Origin of the sequence: Pseudocitrobacter sp. 73, from assembly GCF_008369545.1 — a bacterium.
Classification (GTDB): domain Bacteria; phylum Pseudomonadota; class Gammaproteobacteria; order Enterobacterales; family Enterobacteriaceae; genus Pseudocitrobacter; species Pseudocitrobacter vendiensis.
This window is the reverse complement of sequence record NZ_VTZO01000034.1, coordinates 1-13,762: the sequence shown is the minus strand read 5'-3', so window position 1 is coordinate 13,762 and position 13,762 is coordinate 1. Positions and strand designations below refer to the sequence as shown.

The 13,762-nt window shown below is 52.4% G+C and carries 21 protein-coding genes; 15 read left to right on the top strand and 6 right to left on the bottom strand.

The genetic code is table 11. The features are described 5' to 3' along the window. The first annotated feature begins 15 nt into the window (after positions 1-15). From rpmJ to F0Q32_RS23755, 9 genes are all read left to right on the top strand, one after another. Entirely contained in the window at positions 16-132 is a 117-nt protein-coding gene (gene rpmJ / locus F0Q32_RS23795; RefSeq protein ID WP_000868187.1) for a 50S ribosomal protein L36, read from the top strand. 146 nt (positions 133-278) lie between these two features. Then, a complete protein-coding gene (gene rpsM, locus F0Q32_RS23790; RefSeq protein ID WP_149464956.1) occupies positions 279-635 on the top strand; it encodes a 30S ribosomal protein S13 in 357 nt (118 codons plus the stop codon). 16 nt (positions 636-651) lie between these two features. Beyond that, on the top strand, positions 652-1,041 hold the full coding sequence (rpsK, locus tag F0Q32_RS23785) for a 30S ribosomal protein S11 (protein WP_002919257.1): 390 nt from the start codon (positions 652-654) through the stop codon (positions 1,039-1,041). Between the two features lie 33 nt (positions 1,042-1,074). Beyond that, the gene (rpsD, locus tag F0Q32_RS23780; RefSeq protein ID WP_002919224.1) at positions 1,075-1,695 is read left to right on the top strand and encodes a 30S ribosomal protein S4; all 621 of its coding nucleotides are present in this window, start codon (positions 1,075-1,077) and stop codon (positions 1,693-1,695) included. Positions 1,696-1,720: 25 nt separating this feature from the next. After that, positions 1,721-2,710 (top strand): DNA-directed RNA polymerase subunit alpha, encoded by a 990-nt coding sequence (gene rpoA, locus F0Q32_RS23775; RefSeq protein ID WP_015962747.1) that lies wholly within the window; start codon positions 1,721-1,723, stop codon positions 2,708-2,710. A gap of 40 nt (positions 2,711-2,750) precedes the next feature. Further along, positions 2,751-3,134, top strand: coding sequence for a 50S ribosomal protein L17 (gene rplQ / locus F0Q32_RS23770; protein WP_001216368.1), 384 nt, complete (start codon positions 2,751-2,753; stop codon positions 3,132-3,134). Between the two features lie 106 nt (positions 3,135-3,240). Then, positions 3,241-3,609 (top strand): DUF1992 domain-containing protein, encoded by a 369-nt coding sequence (locus tag F0Q32_RS23765; protein WP_149464955.1) that lies wholly within the window; start codon positions 3,241-3,243, stop codon positions 3,607-3,609. A 6-nt stretch (positions 3,610-3,615) separates the two neighbouring features. After that, positions 3,616-4,041: a Zn(2+)-responsive transcriptional regulator gene (gene zntR / locus F0Q32_RS23760; RefSeq protein WP_149464954.1), complete on the top strand. Its 426-nt coding sequence runs from the start codon at positions 3,616-3,618 to the stop codon at positions 4,039-4,041. 57 nt (positions 4,042-4,098) lie between these two features. After that, entirely contained in the window at positions 4,099-4,314 is a 216-nt protein-coding gene (locus tag F0Q32_RS23755) for an alternative ribosome-rescue factor A (protein WP_149464953.1), read from the top strand. Here F0Q32_RS23755 and mscL read toward each other — a convergent pair whose 3' ends face one another. The 5 genes from mscL to def form a co-directional block, all read right to left on the bottom strand. After that, positions 4,315-4,725 carry a large-conductance mechanosensitive channel protein MscL gene (mscL, locus tag F0Q32_RS23750; RefSeq protein WP_015962751.1) on the bottom strand — a complete coding sequence of 137 codons (411 nt, stop codon included), beginning with the start codon at positions 4,723-4,725 and terminating at the stop codon, positions 4,315-4,317. It lies immediately after the preceding gene. A 144-nt stretch (positions 4,726-4,869) separates the two neighbouring features. Beyond that, positions 4,870-6,246: a Trk system potassium transporter TrkA gene (gene trkA, locus F0Q32_RS23745; RefSeq protein ID WP_149464952.1), complete on the bottom strand. Its 1,377-nt coding sequence runs from the start codon at positions 6,244-6,246 to the stop codon at positions 4,870-4,872. A gap of 21 nt (positions 6,247-6,267) precedes the next feature. Then, positions 6,268-7,557, bottom strand: coding sequence for a 16S rRNA (cytosine(967)-C(5))-methyltransferase RsmB (gene rsmB / locus F0Q32_RS23740; protein WP_149464951.1), 1,290 nt, complete (start codon positions 7,555-7,557; stop codon positions 6,268-6,270). 54 nt (positions 7,558-7,611) lie between these two features. Then, positions 7,612-8,559, bottom strand: coding sequence for a methionyl-tRNA formyltransferase (gene fmt, locus F0Q32_RS23735; RefSeq protein ID WP_149464950.1), 948 nt, complete (start codon positions 8,557-8,559; stop codon positions 7,612-7,614). Positions 8,560-8,573: 14 nt separating this feature from the next. Then, positions 8,574-9,083, bottom strand: coding sequence for a peptide deformylase (gene def / locus F0Q32_RS23730; protein WP_015962755.1), 510 nt, complete (start codon positions 9,081-9,083; stop codon positions 8,574-8,576). 129 nt (positions 9,084-9,212) lie between these two features. Here def and dprA point away from each other — a divergent pair, with 129 nt between their 5' ends. Genes dprA through F0Q32_RS23700 form a run of 6 tightly spaced genes read left to right on the top strand, consistent with a single transcriptional unit; the run spans position 9,213 to position 13,005 of the window. Beyond that, a complete protein-coding gene (gene dprA / locus F0Q32_RS23725; protein WP_149464949.1) occupies positions 9,213-10,337 on the top strand; it encodes a DNA-protecting protein DprA in 1,125 nt (374 codons plus the stop codon). Further along, on the top strand, positions 10,309-10,782 hold the full coding sequence (gene smg / locus F0Q32_RS23720) for a DUF494 family protein Smg (protein WP_149464948.1): 474 nt from the start codon (positions 10,309-10,311) through the stop codon (positions 10,780-10,782). The genes dprA and smg overlap by 29 nt, the downstream gene beginning before the upstream one ends. A gap of 27 nt (positions 10,783-10,809) precedes the next feature. Further along, positions 10,810-11,352 carry a type I DNA topoisomerase gene (locus F0Q32_RS23715; RefSeq protein ID WP_149464947.1) on the top strand — a complete coding sequence of 181 codons (543 nt, stop codon included), beginning with the start codon at positions 10,810-10,812 and terminating at the stop codon, positions 11,350-11,352. Positions 11,353-11,356: 4 nt separating this feature from the next. Continuing rightward, positions 11,357-11,929, top strand: coding sequence for an L-threonylcarbamoyladenylate synthase type 1 TsaC (gene tsaC, locus F0Q32_RS23710; RefSeq protein WP_149464946.1), 573 nt, complete (start codon positions 11,357-11,359; stop codon positions 11,927-11,929). 3 nt (positions 11,930-11,932) lie between these two features. Beyond that, positions 11,933-12,751 carry a shikimate dehydrogenase gene (gene aroE, locus F0Q32_RS23705; RefSeq protein ID WP_149464945.1) on the top strand — a complete coding sequence of 273 codons (819 nt, stop codon included), beginning with the start codon at positions 11,933-11,935 and terminating at the stop codon, positions 12,749-12,751. Then, positions 12,748-13,005, top strand: coding sequence for a DUF1488 domain-containing protein (locus F0Q32_RS23700; RefSeq protein ID WP_149464944.1), 258 nt, complete (start codon positions 12,748-12,750; stop codon positions 13,003-13,005). The genes aroE and F0Q32_RS23700 overlap by 4 nt, the downstream gene beginning before the upstream one ends. Here the strand turns inward: F0Q32_RS23700 and F0Q32_RS23695 are convergent. Then, positions 12,981-13,535: a gamma carbonic anhydrase family protein gene (locus F0Q32_RS23695; protein WP_149464943.1), complete on the bottom strand. Its 555-nt coding sequence runs from the start codon at positions 13,533-13,535 to the stop codon at positions 12,981-12,983. The genes F0Q32_RS23700 and F0Q32_RS23695 overlap by 25 nt on opposite strands. Positions 13,536-13,762: the final 227 nt, after the last annotated feature.

The following is a 13,762-nucleotide window of genomic DNA, read 5'->3' as shown; positions in this document are numbered from 1 at the left end:
TTACGGAGAGTAAAAATGAAAGTTCGTGCTTCCGTCAAGAAATTATGCCGTAACTGCAAAATCGTTAAGCGTGATGGTGTCATCCGTGTGATTTGCAGTGCCGAGCCGAAGCATAAACAGCGCCAAGGCTGATTTATTCGCATATTTTTCTTGCAAAGTTGGGTTGAGCTGGCTAGATTAGCCAGCCAATCTTTTGTATGTCTGTACGTTTCCATTTGAGTATCCTGAAAACGGGCTTTTCAGCATGGTGCGTACATATTAAATAGTAGGAGTGCATAGTGGCCCGTATAGCAGGCATTAACATTCCTGATCAAAAACACGCCGTGATCGCATTAACTTCGATCTTCGGTGTCGGCAAAACCCGTTCCAAAGCTATTTTAGCTGCGGCGGGCATCGCTGAAAATGTTAAGATCAGTGAGCTGTCTGAAGAACAAATCGACACGCTGCGTGACGAAGTTGCCAAATTTGTCGTTGAAGGTGATCTGCGCCGTGAAATCAGCATGAGCATCAAGCGCCTGATGGATCTTGGTTGCTATCGCGGTTTGCGTCATCGTCGTGGTCTCCCGGTTCGCGGTCAGCGTACCAAGACCAACGCACGTACCCGTAAGGGTCCGCGCAAACCGATCAAGAAATAATCGGGGTGATTGAATAATGGCAAAGGCACCAATTCGTGCACGTAAACGTGTAAGAAAACAAGTCTCTGACGGCGTGGCTCATATCCATGCTTCTTTCAACAACACCATCGTGACTATTACCGATCGTCAGGGTAATGCGCTGGGTTGGGCAACAGCCGGTGGTTCCGGTTTCCGTGGTTCTCGCAAATCCACTCCGTTCGCAGCTCAGGTTGCGGCAGAGCGTTGCGCAGAAGCCGTAAAAGAATACGGCATCAAGAATCTGGAAGTTATGGTCAAAGGTCCGGGTCCGGGTCGCGAATCTACTATTCGTGCTCTGAACGCCGCTGGTTTCCGCATCACTAATATTACTGATGTGACTCCGATCCCTCATAACGGTTGTCGTCCGCCGAAAAAACGTCGCGTATAACGCTACGTTTTCCAGGTTAGTTGGAGAAAGAAAATGGCAAGATATTTGGGTCCTAAGCTCAAGCTGAGCCGTCGTGAGGGCACCGACTTATTCCTTAAGTCTGGCGTTCGCGCGATCGATACCAAGTGTAAAATTGAACAAGCTCCTGGCCAGCACGGTGCGCGTAAACCGCGTCTGTCTGACTATGGTGTGCAGTTGCGTGAGAAGCAAAAAGTTCGCCGTATGTACGGTGTGCTGGAGCGTCAATTCCGTAACTACTACAAAGAAGCAGCACGTCTGAAAGGCAACACCGGTGAAAACCTGTTGGCTCTGCTGGAAGGTCGTCTGGACAACGTTGTATACCGTATGGGCTTCGGCGCCACTCGTGCTGAAGCACGCCAGCTGGTTAGCCACAAAGCAATCATGGTAAACGGTCGTGTTGTTAACATCGCTTCTTATCAGGTTAAAGCGAATGACGTTGTTAGCATCCGTGAGAAAGCGAAAAAGCAATCTCGCGTGAAAGCCGCTCTTGAGCTGGCTGAACAGCGTGAAAAGCCAACCTGGCTGGAAGTTGATGCTGGCAAGATGGAAGGCACGTTCAAGCGTCAGCCTGAGCGTTCTGATCTGTCTGCGGACATTAACGAACACCTGATCGTCGAGCTTTACTCCAAGTAAAGCTTAGTACCAAAGAGAGGACACAATGCAGGGTTCTGTGACAGAGTTTCTAAAACCGCGCCTGGTAGATATCGAGCAAGTGAGTTCGACGCACGCCAAGGTGACCCTTGAGCCTTTAGAGCGTGGCTTTGGCCATACTCTGGGTAACGCACTGCGCCGTATTCTGCTCTCATCGATGCCGGGTTGCGCGGTGACCGAGGTTGAGATTGATGGTGTACTTCATGAGTACAGCACCAAAGAAGGCGTTCAGGAAGACATCCTGGAAATCCTGCTCAACCTGAAAGGGCTGGCGGTGAGAGTTCAGGGTAAAGATGAAGTTATTCTTACCTTGAATAAATCTGGCATTGGCCCTGTGACCGCAGCCGATATCACCCACGACGGTGATGTCGAAATCGTCAAGCCGCAGCACGTGATCTGCCACCTGACCGATGAAAACGCAGCTATCAGCATGCGTATCAAAGTTCAGCGCGGTCGCGGTTATGTGCCGGCTTCTTCCCGAATTCATTCGGAAGAAGATGAGCGCCCGATCGGCCGTCTGTTGGTCGACGCCTGCTACAGCCCTGTAGAGCGTATTGCCTACAATGTTGAAGCAGCGCGTGTAGAACAGCGTACCGACCTGGACAAGCTGGTCATCGAAATGGAAACCAACGGCACAATCGATCCTGAAGAGGCGATTCGTCGTGCGGCAACCATCCTGGCTGAACAACTGGAAGCTTTTGTTGACTTACGTGATGTACGTCAGCCAGAAGTTAAAGAAGAGAAACCAGAATTCGATCCGATCCTGCTGCGCCCTGTTGACGATCTGGAATTGACTGTCCGCTCTGCTAACTGCCTTAAGGCAGAAGCTATCCACTATATCGGTGATCTGGTACAGCGTACCGAGGTTGAGCTTCTTAAGACGCCTAACCTGGGTAAAAAATCTCTTACCGAGATTAAAGACGTGCTGGCCTCCCGTGGACTGTCTCTGGGCATGCGCCTGGAAAACTGGCCACCGGCAAGCATTGCTGACGAGTAACCGGATCACAGGTTAAGGTTTTACTGAGAAGGATAAGGTCATGCGCCATCGTAAGAGTGGTCGTCAACTGAACCGCAACAGCAGCCATCGCCAGGCTATGTTCCGCAACATGGCAGGTTCACTGGTTCGTCATGAAATCATCAAGACGACCCTGCCTAAAGCGAAAGAACTGCGTCGCGTAGTTGAGCCGCTGATTACTCTTGCCAAGACTGATAGCGTTGCTAATCGTCGTCTGGCATTCGCCCGTACTCGTGATAACGAGATCGTGGCAAAACTGTTTAACGAACTGGGCCCGCGTTTCGCGAGCCGTGCCGGTGGTTACACTCGCATTCTGAAGTGTGGTTTCCGTGCAGGCGACAACGCGCCGATGGCTTACATCGAGCTGGTTGATCGTTCAGAGAAAGCAGAAGCTGCTGCAGAGTAATCTGTTGCAACGTAAAAAAACCCGCTTCGGCGGGTTTTTTTATATCTCCCCTTCCCCCATCTCTCTACAATAGTTTTATTCCTACTGCGTATTTCGGAGTGCTGTCATGTGGTTAGTCGACCTGTGGGCAGAGCGTCATATTGCTGATGCCCAGCGAAACGGTGAGTTCGATTATTTACCCGGGCAAGGTGAGCCTTTGATGCTGGACGATGATTCGGCTGTCCCTGAAGAGCTACGTGCAGGTTATCGCTTGTTGAAGAACGCAGGCTGTTTGCCACCTGAGCTCGAGCAGCGTAAAGAAGCACTGGCGTTGGTTGATCTGCTGAAAGGCATTCACAAAGAAGATGAACGCTATCAGGAATTAAGTCGTCGGCTCGCATTAATGGAACTGAAATTGCGCCAGGCTGGCATAAGCACCGATTTTATGCGTGGAGAATACGCAGAAAAATTGATAGATCGGTTTAACGAGGAGTAACTATCCATGTATCGCATTGGTGAACTGGCAAAATTGGCTGGCGTAACGCCCGATACCATCCGCTACTATGAAAAGCAGCAGATGATGGATCATGAAGTTCGTACAGAAGGTGGATTCCGCCTGTATACCGAAACCGATCTTCAGCGACTGAAGTTTATTCGCTATGCCCGCCAACTGGGTTTTACCCTGGAGGCAATCCGCGAACTGCTATCAATCCGCGTTGACCCTGAACATCACACCTGTCAGGAATCCAAGAGTATTGTCCAGGCTCGACTCAGCGAAGTAGAGTCACGTATTGAAGAGCTACAATCAATGCAGAGATCGCTTAAGAAACTGAATGATGCCTGCTGCGGAACCGCACATAGCAGCGTTTATTGCTCTATCCTGGAGACCCTGGAGCAGGGGGCTGACAAGAATGTTAAAGGCTGTTGAATTTATCACCGTTCGGATCTACACTCGCGCCGTATCATCACCCATCAGGAGAAAATGATGAGCCGCTATCAACACACCAAAGGGCAAATTAATGATAACGCCATTGAGGCATTACTGCATGACCCGCTGTTCAGACAGCGCGTTGAGAAGAATAAAAAAGGGAAAGGAAGTTATCTGCGTAAAAACAAACATGCAAAACGGGGTAACTGGGAGGCCAGTGGCAAACAAGCGAATCGCTTCTTTACCACTGGCCTTCTGCTTTTAGCCGCGTGATTAAGAACGGTTATTCTGTTCTTTCAGCAAGTCGCGGATTTCAGAAAGCAGCACTTCTTCTTTCGTTGGTTTCGGGTCCGCAGCCGGTTCCTCTTTCTTGCGGTTCAATTTGTTGATCAGTTTGATCGCCATAAAGATGGCGAAAGCCACGATCACAAAATCAAAGACATTTTGAATGAACACGCCGTAGTGCATCACTACAGCCGGAACATCTCCCTGCGCGTCGCGTAACGTCAGCGCAAATTGTTTAAAATCGATCCCGCCAATTAATAAGCCCAACGGTGGCATAATAATATCGGCAACTAATGACGATACAATCTTACCGAACGCCGCACCAATAATGACACCCACCGCCAAATCAACAACGTTTCCACGCATCGCGAATTCGCGAAACTCTTTAATAATGCTCATGTTATTCTCCTTGTGCCAGCTGACGTTTATAAGTTTAACAAATGTTTATGCAATTTCCATTATTAACAATAATTCAGCTGAGCGGATTTAGCCTTAAATAATAAAGGGTTAATAAAAAAGCGTTCCGCAGAACGCCTTTTGTAATTAAAGGAAGAAGGGACTTGGCTGGAACAATCGTTCGACATCGGTAATAAATTTTTTATCCGTCAGGAACATAATTACGTGGTCCCCTTGCTCAATACGTAAATTATCATTGGCGATCATAACGTCATTACCACGTACGATTGCACCAATAATCGTACCCGGCGGAAGTTTTATCTCATCAATGACCCTGCCGACCACACGCGAAGTGCTTTCATCGCCGTGGGCTACCGCTTCGATTGCTTCAGCGATGCCGCGGCGCAGGGAAGACACACCGACGATATCGGCTTTACGCACGTGGCTCAGCAGGGCAGAAATGGTGGCTTGTTGCGGCGAAATAGCGATATCAATCACGCTCCCCTGAACAAGGTCAACATAGGCGCGGCGTTGGATTAACACCATCACTTTTTTTGCGCCCATCCGCTTGGCCAGCATCGCGGACATAATGTTCGCTTCATCGTCATTGGTGACGGCAATGAACAGATCAACCTGATCGATATGTTCTTCTGCCAGTAACTCTTGATCCGATGCATCGCCAAAGAAGACGATCGTATTTTGTAGCTTCTCTGCCAGTTCGGCAGCGCGCTGTTGATCGCGCTCGATCAACTTCACGCTGTAGTCTTTCTCCAGTCTGCGTGCCAGACCCGCACCGATATTGCCACCACCGACCAGCATGATGCGTTTGTACGGTTTCTCCAGACGCTGCAATTCGCTCATGACGGCGCGAATATGCTGGGACGCCGCAATGAAGAACACTTCATCGCCTGCTTCCACAATAGTTGAACCCTGTGGGCGGATCGGCGTGTCGTGGCGGAAAATGGCCGCAACACGCGTATCGATATGTGGCATATGGTCGCGCATGGTAGAGAGTGCATTACCCACCAGCGGCCCGCCGTAATAGGCTTTCACCACCGCGAGACTCACTTTCCCCTCAGCAAAATTAACCACCTGCAGCGCGCCTGGATATTCAATCAGACGGTAGATGTTATCAATGACCAACTGCTCAGGCGCAATCAGGTGATCGATAGGCACCGCGTCAGTATTGAACAGTTTCTCCGCGTCACGGACGTAGTCGGGTGAGCGAATGCGGGCGATACGGTTTGGTGTGTTAAAGAGGGAATAGGCGACCTGGCAGGCCACCATATTGGTTTCGTCCGAGCTGGTTACGGCAACCAGCATATCGGCGTCGTCGGCACCGGCCTCACGCAGCACACGTGGATGAGAACCATGTCCCTGGACGACGCGCAGGTCAAATTTGTCCTGCAAACCACGCAGACGTTCGCTATTGGTATCCACAATAGTGATGTCGTTATTCTCTCCGACCAGGTTTTCAGCCAGCGTACCGCCTACTTGCCCTGCGCCCAGAATGATAATTTTCATCAGTCGCGACCCGTTATCTCATCATTTTTTGATTAGCTTAGCGTAAAAGAAGCCATCGCCTTCTTCTGCGCCAGGTAAATTCTGTTTGCCGGGCTGTTCTGGCGTGCCGGTTTCACTCAACACGGCATCCGGTGTGCGTTGCAGGAAGGCTGCAATTTGCTCGCTGTTCTCTTCCGGTAGAATGGAGCAGGTCGCGTAGACCAGCGTGCCGCCAGGTTTGAGGTGTGCCCAGGTCGCAGTGAGGATCTCAGCCTGTAACTGCGCCAGTTCCGGAATATCGCGATCGCGGCGTAGCCACTTTATATCCGGATGACGGCGTACGACACCCGTTGCCGAACATGGCGCATCAAGAAGAATGCGATCAAATTGCTGTTCACCACACCATTGCTCAGGGAAGCGGCCATCACCCTGTTTCACCGTCGCTTTCATGCCCAGGCGCTTCAGGTTGTCATAGACGCGCGACAGGCGTTTTTCATCCACATCGACGGCCATAACATTAGCCTCAGGCGCCACTTCCAGAATGTGGGTCGTTTTGCCACCGGGCGCGGCGCAGAGGTCGAGGAGCTGCTCGCCATTTTCAGGTTGCAGATACGTCATGCAACCCTGGGCGGAGGCATCCTGAACGGTTACCCAACCTTCATCAAAACCCGGAAGCGCATGAACAGGTGCCGGTGTTTCGAGGCGTACGGCATCCGGGTAATCCGCATGCGGGAAGCCGGTTAAACCAGCTTCTGCCAGCAACGCGAGCCAGGCGTCGCGCGAGTGGTGGTTGCGGTTTACGCGCAGCCACATCGGCGGACGCTGGTTGTTGGCCTCAAGAATGGCTTCCCATTGTTGTGGATAGGCTTGCTTGATACGTTTTACCAGCCAGGAAGGGTGCAGATAGCGGACGTCGGTCTGTGCAAATTCGGCCTGTAGCTCATCCTGTTGTCGCTGAAATTGACGCAGTACGCCGTTGATCAGCCCTTTCAACTGCGGGCGCTTAATCGCTACTGCGCCTTCTACCGTTTCCGCCAGCGCGGCGTGAGGTGGAATGCGCGTGTACAGCAGTTGGTAGATCCCCACCATTATCAGATAATGGACGGTACGCTGTTTACCCGTCATCGGGCGCGACATCAGCTTGTGAATGAACCATTCCAGCTGAGAAAGTGTGCGCAACACGCCAAAGCACAGCTCCTGGAGCAAGGCTTTGTCTTTATCGGACACTTTTTGCTGCATGGCGGGCAGGACGTTACTTAGCGATTGCCCCTGCTCGACAACTTGCTCGACGGTTTGCGCCGCCAGACTGCGTAAATTGATGTTTTTTTTCATAACCGCAAAAATAAAAATGCCCGGCGACACCGGGCTTAAAAATGAGAGTGACCGTCAGGCAAGACGGTTTCCGGGAATAAACCACTCCCGGCGTGAATTCAGGAGGTCCTGCACGCCCATGGCTTTTTTACCCGCTGGCTGCAGAGAGAGCAGGTTAAGAATGCCCTCGCCGGTTGCCACCTGAATACCCTGGCGATTGGCTTCCAGAATGGTGCCTGGTGCTGCGCTCGTTGTGGTGTTGATGACTGACGCCTGCCAGATTTTCACAGGCTGTTCATCAATCACGATGTAGCTCATCGGCCATGGATTAAAGGCGCGAATGCAGCGCTCAAGCTGTGCCGCGCTGAGCGACCAGTCGACGCGCGCTTCTTCTTTACTGAGTTTCTCAGCATAAGTGACCAGCGCTTCATCCTGAACTTCCGGGTTAGCGGTGCCCGCGGCGAGTTGAGCCAGCGTATGCAGCAGCCCTTGTGGGCCCAGGTCGGCCAGCTTATCGTACAGGCTGCCGCTGGTATCGTCGGCCGCGATCGGGCAGGAGAGCTTATGCAGCATATCGCCCGTATCAAGGCCAACATCCATTTGCATGATGGTCACGCCGGTTTGGTCGTCGCCTGCCCACAGGGAACGCTGAATTGGCGCAGCGCCACGCCAGCGAGGCAGCAGGGAACCGTGCACGTTAATACAGCCCAGTCGTGGCATATCCAGCACGGCTTTTGGCAGGATTAATCCATAGGCCACCACGACCATGACGTCGGCCTGTAAATCGGCAACCAGCTGTTGATTTTCCTGAGGGCGCAGCGAACCTGGCTGAAATACCGGTACGCCTTTCTCTTCGGCCAGCACTTTTACCGGGCTCGGCATCAGTTTTTTGCCGCGTCCCGCCGGGCGATCGGGCTGAGTAAATACGCCCACCACCTGGTGTTCAGACGACAACAGCGCGTCAAGATGACGCGCTGCAAAATCGGGGGTACCCGCAAAGATGATACGTAGTGAATCAGACACGTTGATCCTTATCCTTAGGCACGCGCGTTCAGGCGATCCAGTTTCTCGACTTTCTGACGAATACGCTGCTGTTTCAGCGGGGACAGATAATCGATAAACAGCTTACCGACTAAGTGGTCCATTTCGTGTTGGATACAGATAGCCAGCAGGCCGTCTGCTTCCAGCTCGAACGCTTTACCGTTACGGTCGAGCGCGCGGATTTTCACCTGCTCGGCACGCGGCACCAGCGCACGTTGTTCCGGAATCGACAGGCAACCTTCTTCAATACCGGTGTCGCCGTGTTTCTCCAGCAGCTCCGGGTTGATAAGCACCAGTTGCTCATCGCGATTTTCAGAAACATCAATCACGATAATGCGCTGATGTATGTCTACCTGTGTTGCAGCCAGGCCAATACCTTCTTCGGCGTACATGGTTTCGAACATATCATCGACGATACGCTGAATTTCTGCATTCACTTCTTCGACCGGTTTAGCGACTTTGCGAAGACGCTCGTCCGGAATATGTAACACTTGCAAAACTGCCATAAATCTCCAGAGGTCTGTTCAGGAGTTGGAAAGAATATTACCTCTATTCTAGACAAAACCCCCTCCAATTGACAGCATCAGTGACCAATCGCAAAGATTGCTGATGCCGCTTGTGGCAAGGGGAAAAGGATGTCACCTACTGAGTTATGGCTCCGCCTGATAAAGGTAAACGATCTCTACGGCGACAGGATGCAAAATATCGCCAACGCTCTGATTAATGAAACGGCCATTACATTGAAAAACCTGCGCGATGTCGGGTTAACCGCGAAGCAGGCGACTCGTTTTTTATCGATGACGGCGCAAGAGATTCGCGAAAGCGAGGAGTGGCTCTCGCAGCCTGATAATCATCTGTTACTGGCCAGTTCGACGTTTTATCCCACAGCGCTGCGGGCCATCAGTGATTACCCGGCCGCGCTTTTCGTTCGCGGAAACCTGTCGCTGCTGAGTTCTTATCAACTGGCGGTGGTCGGTAGCCGAAGCTTCTCATGGTACGGCGAACGCTGGGGGCGCGTGTTTTGCGAAGCCTTTGCGCAGCAGGGGGTGACCATCACCAGCGGACTTGCGCTGGGCATTGATGCGGTTGCTCACCGCAGTGCATTACGTATGGCGGGTAAAACCATCGCCGTATTGGGTAATGGCCTGAGTCACATCTATCCACATCGGCATCGCCAGCTGGCGGATGACATTGTGGCGTCTGGCGGCGCGCTGGTCTCGGAGTTTCCCCTCGCTATGACGCCGTTGCCGCATAATTTTCCTCGGCGTAATCGTATTATCAGCGGCCTCAGCCGTGGCGTGCTGGTGGTTGAAGCGGCGTTGAAAAGTGGTTCGCTGGTGACGGCGCGTTGCGCCGCGGATCAGGGGCGGGAAGTGTATGCGATTCCCGGGCCTCTCGGTAATCCGGGTAGTGAGGGGCCGCACTGGCTGATTCAACAGGGCGCGATATTAGTCACAACGCCTGAAGATATTCTTGAAACACGGCAAATTGCGCCATTTCAGTCCGCAAATGCGCAGGATACGTCAAAATATTCACCAGATCAGGATTCTGTAGCATTGCCATTTCCTGAGCTCCTGGCTAACGTAGGAGATGAGGTAACACCTGTTGACGTCGTCGCTGAACGTGCCGGCCAACCTGTGCCAGTGACCGTGGCTCAGCTACTCGAACTGGAGTTAGCAGGATGGATCGCAGCTGTACCCGGCGGCTATGTCCGATTAAGGAGGGCATGCCATGTTCGACGTACTACTGTACTTGTTTGAAACTTACATCCATAACGAAGCTGAAATGCGCGTGGATCAGGATAAACTGACACGGGATCTCACCGAGGCAGGTTTTGAACGTGAGGATATTTTCAACGCGTTGATGTGGCTGGAGAAGCTCGCTGATTATCAGGAAGGGCTTGTCGAACCGATGCAGTTGGCTTCCGATCCGCTTTCTGTTCGCATCTTTACGGCGGACGAGAGCCAGAGACTGGATGCCAGTTGTCGGGGATTCTTGTTATTCCTGGAACAGATTCAGGTGCTAAACCTCGAAACGCGAGAAATGGTGATTGAACGCGTGATGGCTCTGGATACCGCAGAGTTCGAACTGGAAGATCTCAAATGGGTGATTCTGATGGTTCTGTTCAATCTTCCGGGGTGTGAAAACGCGTATCAACAAATGGAAGAATTACTCTTCGACGTGAATGAAGGTATGCTGCACTAATTCGATGGTGCAGCAGTAAGAGTTGTTATGGCCAAATCAGCACTCTTTACAGTGCGTAAAAACGAGCCCTGCCCGCAGTGCGGGGCTGAACTGGTAATACGGTCCGGCAAGCATGGGCCGTTTCTTGGTTGTTCCCATTATCCAGAGTGTGACTATGTCCGTCCCCTGAAGAGTCAGGCGGATGGGCATATCGTCAAAATTCTGGAGGGACAGTTGTGCCCGGAATGTGGCGCCGAGCTGGCGCTTCGTCAGGGGCGTTTTGGGATGTTTATTGGTTGCAGCCAGTATCCGGCCTGCGAGCATACCGAACTTATCGACAAACCTGATGAAACGGCTATCCCCTGCCCGCAATGCCAGCAAGGGCATCTGGTTCAGCGCCGTTCACGCTATGGCAAAACGTTCCACTCCTGCGATCGCTATCCGGAGTGTCAGTTTGTGCTTAACTTCACCCCTGTTGCGGGCGAGTGTCCTGAGTGTCATTACCCGCTACTTATCGAAAAGAAAACGGCGCATGGTCTTAAACGCTACTGTGCCAGTAAACAATGTGGAAAGCCGATCCCGGCGGAATAAATCAGTGAATAATAACCTGCCATCAGAAGCCGTACAGCGTGCGGTTGTCGCTCTGAAGAATAAAGAAGTCATCGCTTATCCAACCGAAGCCGTTTTTGGTGTCGGTTGCGATCCTGACAGTGAAATCGCCGTTCATCGCCTGCTGGAACTCAAACAACGCCCGGTTGAAAAAGGGCTGATTCTGATTGCGGCAAGCTTCGAACAACTGAAACCGTATATTGATGATGCCGCGTTAACGACCGCGCAGCGTGATGCCGTGTTTGCCTGCTGGCCTGGACCGGTCACGTTTGTGTTCCCGGCGAAAGCCACAACACCCGGCTGGCTGACAGGGCGTTTTGACTCCCTCGCGGTGCGCGTCACCGATCACCCGGTGGTCATCGCGCTTTGCAATGCGTACGGTAAACCGCTGGTCTCGACCAGCGCGAACCTTACCGGTCAGCCGCCGTGTCGCACAACAGAGGAAGTTCGCCAGCAGTTTGGCGATGCGTTCCCGGTGGTGGATGCCCTGACCGGTGGTCGACTCAATCCATCTGAAATCCGTGATGCCCTGACGGGCGAACTTTTCCGCCAGGGGTAACTCATGGAAACCTATGCCGTCTTTGGTAACCCGATTGCGCACAGCAAATCGCCTTTTATTCATCAACAGTTTGCGCAGCAGCTGAACATTACACATCCTTATGGGCGCGTACTGGCGCCACTTGATGATTTTGTTAATACGCTCAACGCTTTCTTTGCGCAGGGGGGAAAGGGGGCGAATGTCACCGTACCTTTTAAAGAAGAAGCGTTCGCCCGGGCAGATGAACTGACCGAGCGCGCTGCACTGGCAGGGGCGGTAAATACGCTCAAGCGACTGGAGGACGGGCGTCTTTTAGGGGATAACACCGATGGCATTGGTTTGCTGAGCGACCTGGAGCGTCTTTCCTTTATTCGACCGGGGCTGCGAATTCTGCTACTGGGCGCGGGCGGCGCGACGCGCGGTGTCCTGCTGCCGCTGCTCTCGATGGATTGCGCCGTCACCATTGCCAACCGTACCGCATCCCGTGCGCAAGAACTGGCGCAGCTTTTTGCGCATACGGGCAGTGTCAAGGCGCTGGGGCTGGATGCGCTGGAAGGGCATGAATTTGATTTAATTATCAATGCGACTTCGAGCGGCATTAATGGCGAGATCCCGGCGATCCCTGAATCGCTGATTCATCCTTCTCTTTATTGCTACGACATGTTTTATCAGAAAGGGGATACACCGTTCCTCGCCTGGTGTCGACAGCATGGAGCAAAACAGTGTGCCGATGGATTAGGTATGCTGGTGGGGCAGGCGGCGCATGCGGTATTGTTCTGGCATGGCGTGCTGCCGGAAATCGAACCGGTGATTGAACAGATGACGCAGGCGTTGCGCGCATGAATCAGGCCATTCAATTTCCTGACCGCGAGCACTGGGATGACAACCTGTGTGCCGTCTGTTTTCCGGCGCTGGTGCAAGGTATGCAACTAATGTGTGCCATCCGCCGCGAAACGATGATCGCCCGTTTTGGCGGCGAAACGCCTCAGGCATGGGTAGCGCTGTTTCAGGAAAATCGCTGGGACCTGGAAGAGGAAGCCAGCGATCTTATCCGCGACCAGCAGGAAGATAATCAGGGCTGGGTCTGGTTATCCTGATTCAGATAATCATCTTTCCATTTCACGTAGTTGTTGGCTGAGTATTTCAACCCTTCCAGTTCAGACGCTTTTAATGGGCGGATCTGTTTTACCGGGCTGCCCAGATAAAGATAGCCACTTTCCAGGCGCTTATGCTGCGGCACCAGACTACCCGCGCCAATCATGACGTCATCCTCAACCACCACGCCATCCAGCAAGATAGACCCCATCCCGACCAGAACCCGATTGCCCACCGTGCAGCCGTGTAACATCACTTTGTGCCCAACCGTGACGTCGTCGCCAATGATGAGCGGATTACCGTCCGGGTTATGCGTCGATTTATGGGTCACGTGGAGAACGCTACCGTCCTGGATATTGCTGCGCGCGCCAATCTGGACATAATTAACATCGCCACGAATGGCGACCAGCGGCCAGATACTGACATCATCGCCAATACGAACGTCGCCAATCACTACGCTGGTGGGATCAATCAGCACGCGAGCGCCAATGGTTGGGAAAAGATCTTTATAGTGGCGTAAGTCTGCGGCCATGATTACCTCTTTAAAACGATCGTTTTAGGGAACAGACGATCATTATTGCCCCGATTTCACGGTTTCTCACCTCAAAATTTAAGCAAATTGCGCAGTTAGAAGGCAAAGAGTTTGAAAAAACAGCAGTCAGAAAAAAAGATCTAAAAAGGCCTTGTGCTAAGAAGCAAACTCCCTATAATGCGCCTCCATCGACACGGCGGATGTGAATCACTTCACACAAACAGCCG

Coding starts and splice junctions, on each gene's coding strand:
- rpmJ (WP_000868187.1), top strand. CDS start 16: ATGAAAGTTCGTGCTTCCGTCAAGAAATTATGCCGTAACTGCAAAATC.
- rpsK (WP_002919257.1), top strand. CDS start 652: ATGGCAAAGGCACCAATTCGTGCACGTAAACGTGTAAGAAAACAAGTC.
- rpsD (WP_002919224.1), top strand. CDS start 1,075: ATGGCAAGATATTTGGGTCCTAAGCTCAAGCTGAGCCGTCGTGAGGGC.
- rpoA (WP_015962747.1), top strand. CDS start 1,721: ATGCAGGGTTCTGTGACAGAGTTTCTAAAACCGCGCCTGGTAGATATC.
- rplQ (WP_001216368.1), top strand. CDS start 2,751: ATGCGCCATCGTAAGAGTGGTCGTCAACTGAACCGCAACAGCAGCCAT.
- F0Q32_RS23765 (WP_149464955.1), top strand. CDS start 3,241: ATGTGGTTAGTCGACCTGTGGGCAGAGCGTCATATTGCTGATGCCCAG.
- zntR (WP_149464954.1), top strand. CDS start 3,616: ATGTATCGCATTGGTGAACTGGCAAAATTGGCTGGCGTAACGCCCGAT.
- F0Q32_RS23755 (WP_149464953.1), top strand. CDS start 4,099: ATGAGCCGCTATCAACACACCAAAGGGCAAATTAATGATAACGCCATT.
- mscL (WP_015962751.1), bottom strand. CDS start 4,725: ATGAGCATTATTAAAGAGTTTCGCGAATTCGCGATGCGTGGAAACGTT.
- trkA (WP_149464952.1), bottom strand. CDS start 6,246: ATGAAAATTATCATTCTGGGCGCAGGGCAAGTAGGCGGTACGCTGGCT.
- rsmB (WP_149464951.1), bottom strand. CDS start 7,557: ATGAAAAAAAACATCAATTTACGCAGTCTGGCGGCGCAAACCGTCGAG.
- def (WP_015962755.1), bottom strand. CDS start 9,083: ATGGCAGTTTTGCAAGTGTTACATATTCCGGACGAGCGTCTTCGCAAA.
- dprA (WP_149464949.1), top strand. CDS start 9,213: ATGTCACCTACTGAGTTATGGCTCCGCCTGATAAAGGTAAACGATCTC.
- smg (WP_149464948.1), top strand. CDS start 10,309: ATGTTCGACGTACTACTGTACTTGTTTGAAACTTACATCCATAACGAA.
- F0Q32_RS23715 (WP_149464947.1), top strand. CDS start 10,810: ATGGCCAAATCAGCACTCTTTACAGTGCGTAAAAACGAGCCCTGCCCG.
- aroE (WP_149464945.1), top strand. CDS start 11,933: ATGGAAACCTATGCCGTCTTTGGTAACCCGATTGCGCACAGCAAATCG.
- F0Q32_RS23700 (WP_149464944.1), top strand. CDS start 12,748: ATGAATCAGGCCATTCAATTTCCTGACCGCGAGCACTGGGATGACAAC.
- F0Q32_RS23695 (WP_149464943.1), bottom strand. CDS start 13,535: ATGGCCGCAGACTTACGCCACTATAAAGATCTTTTCCCAACCATTGGC.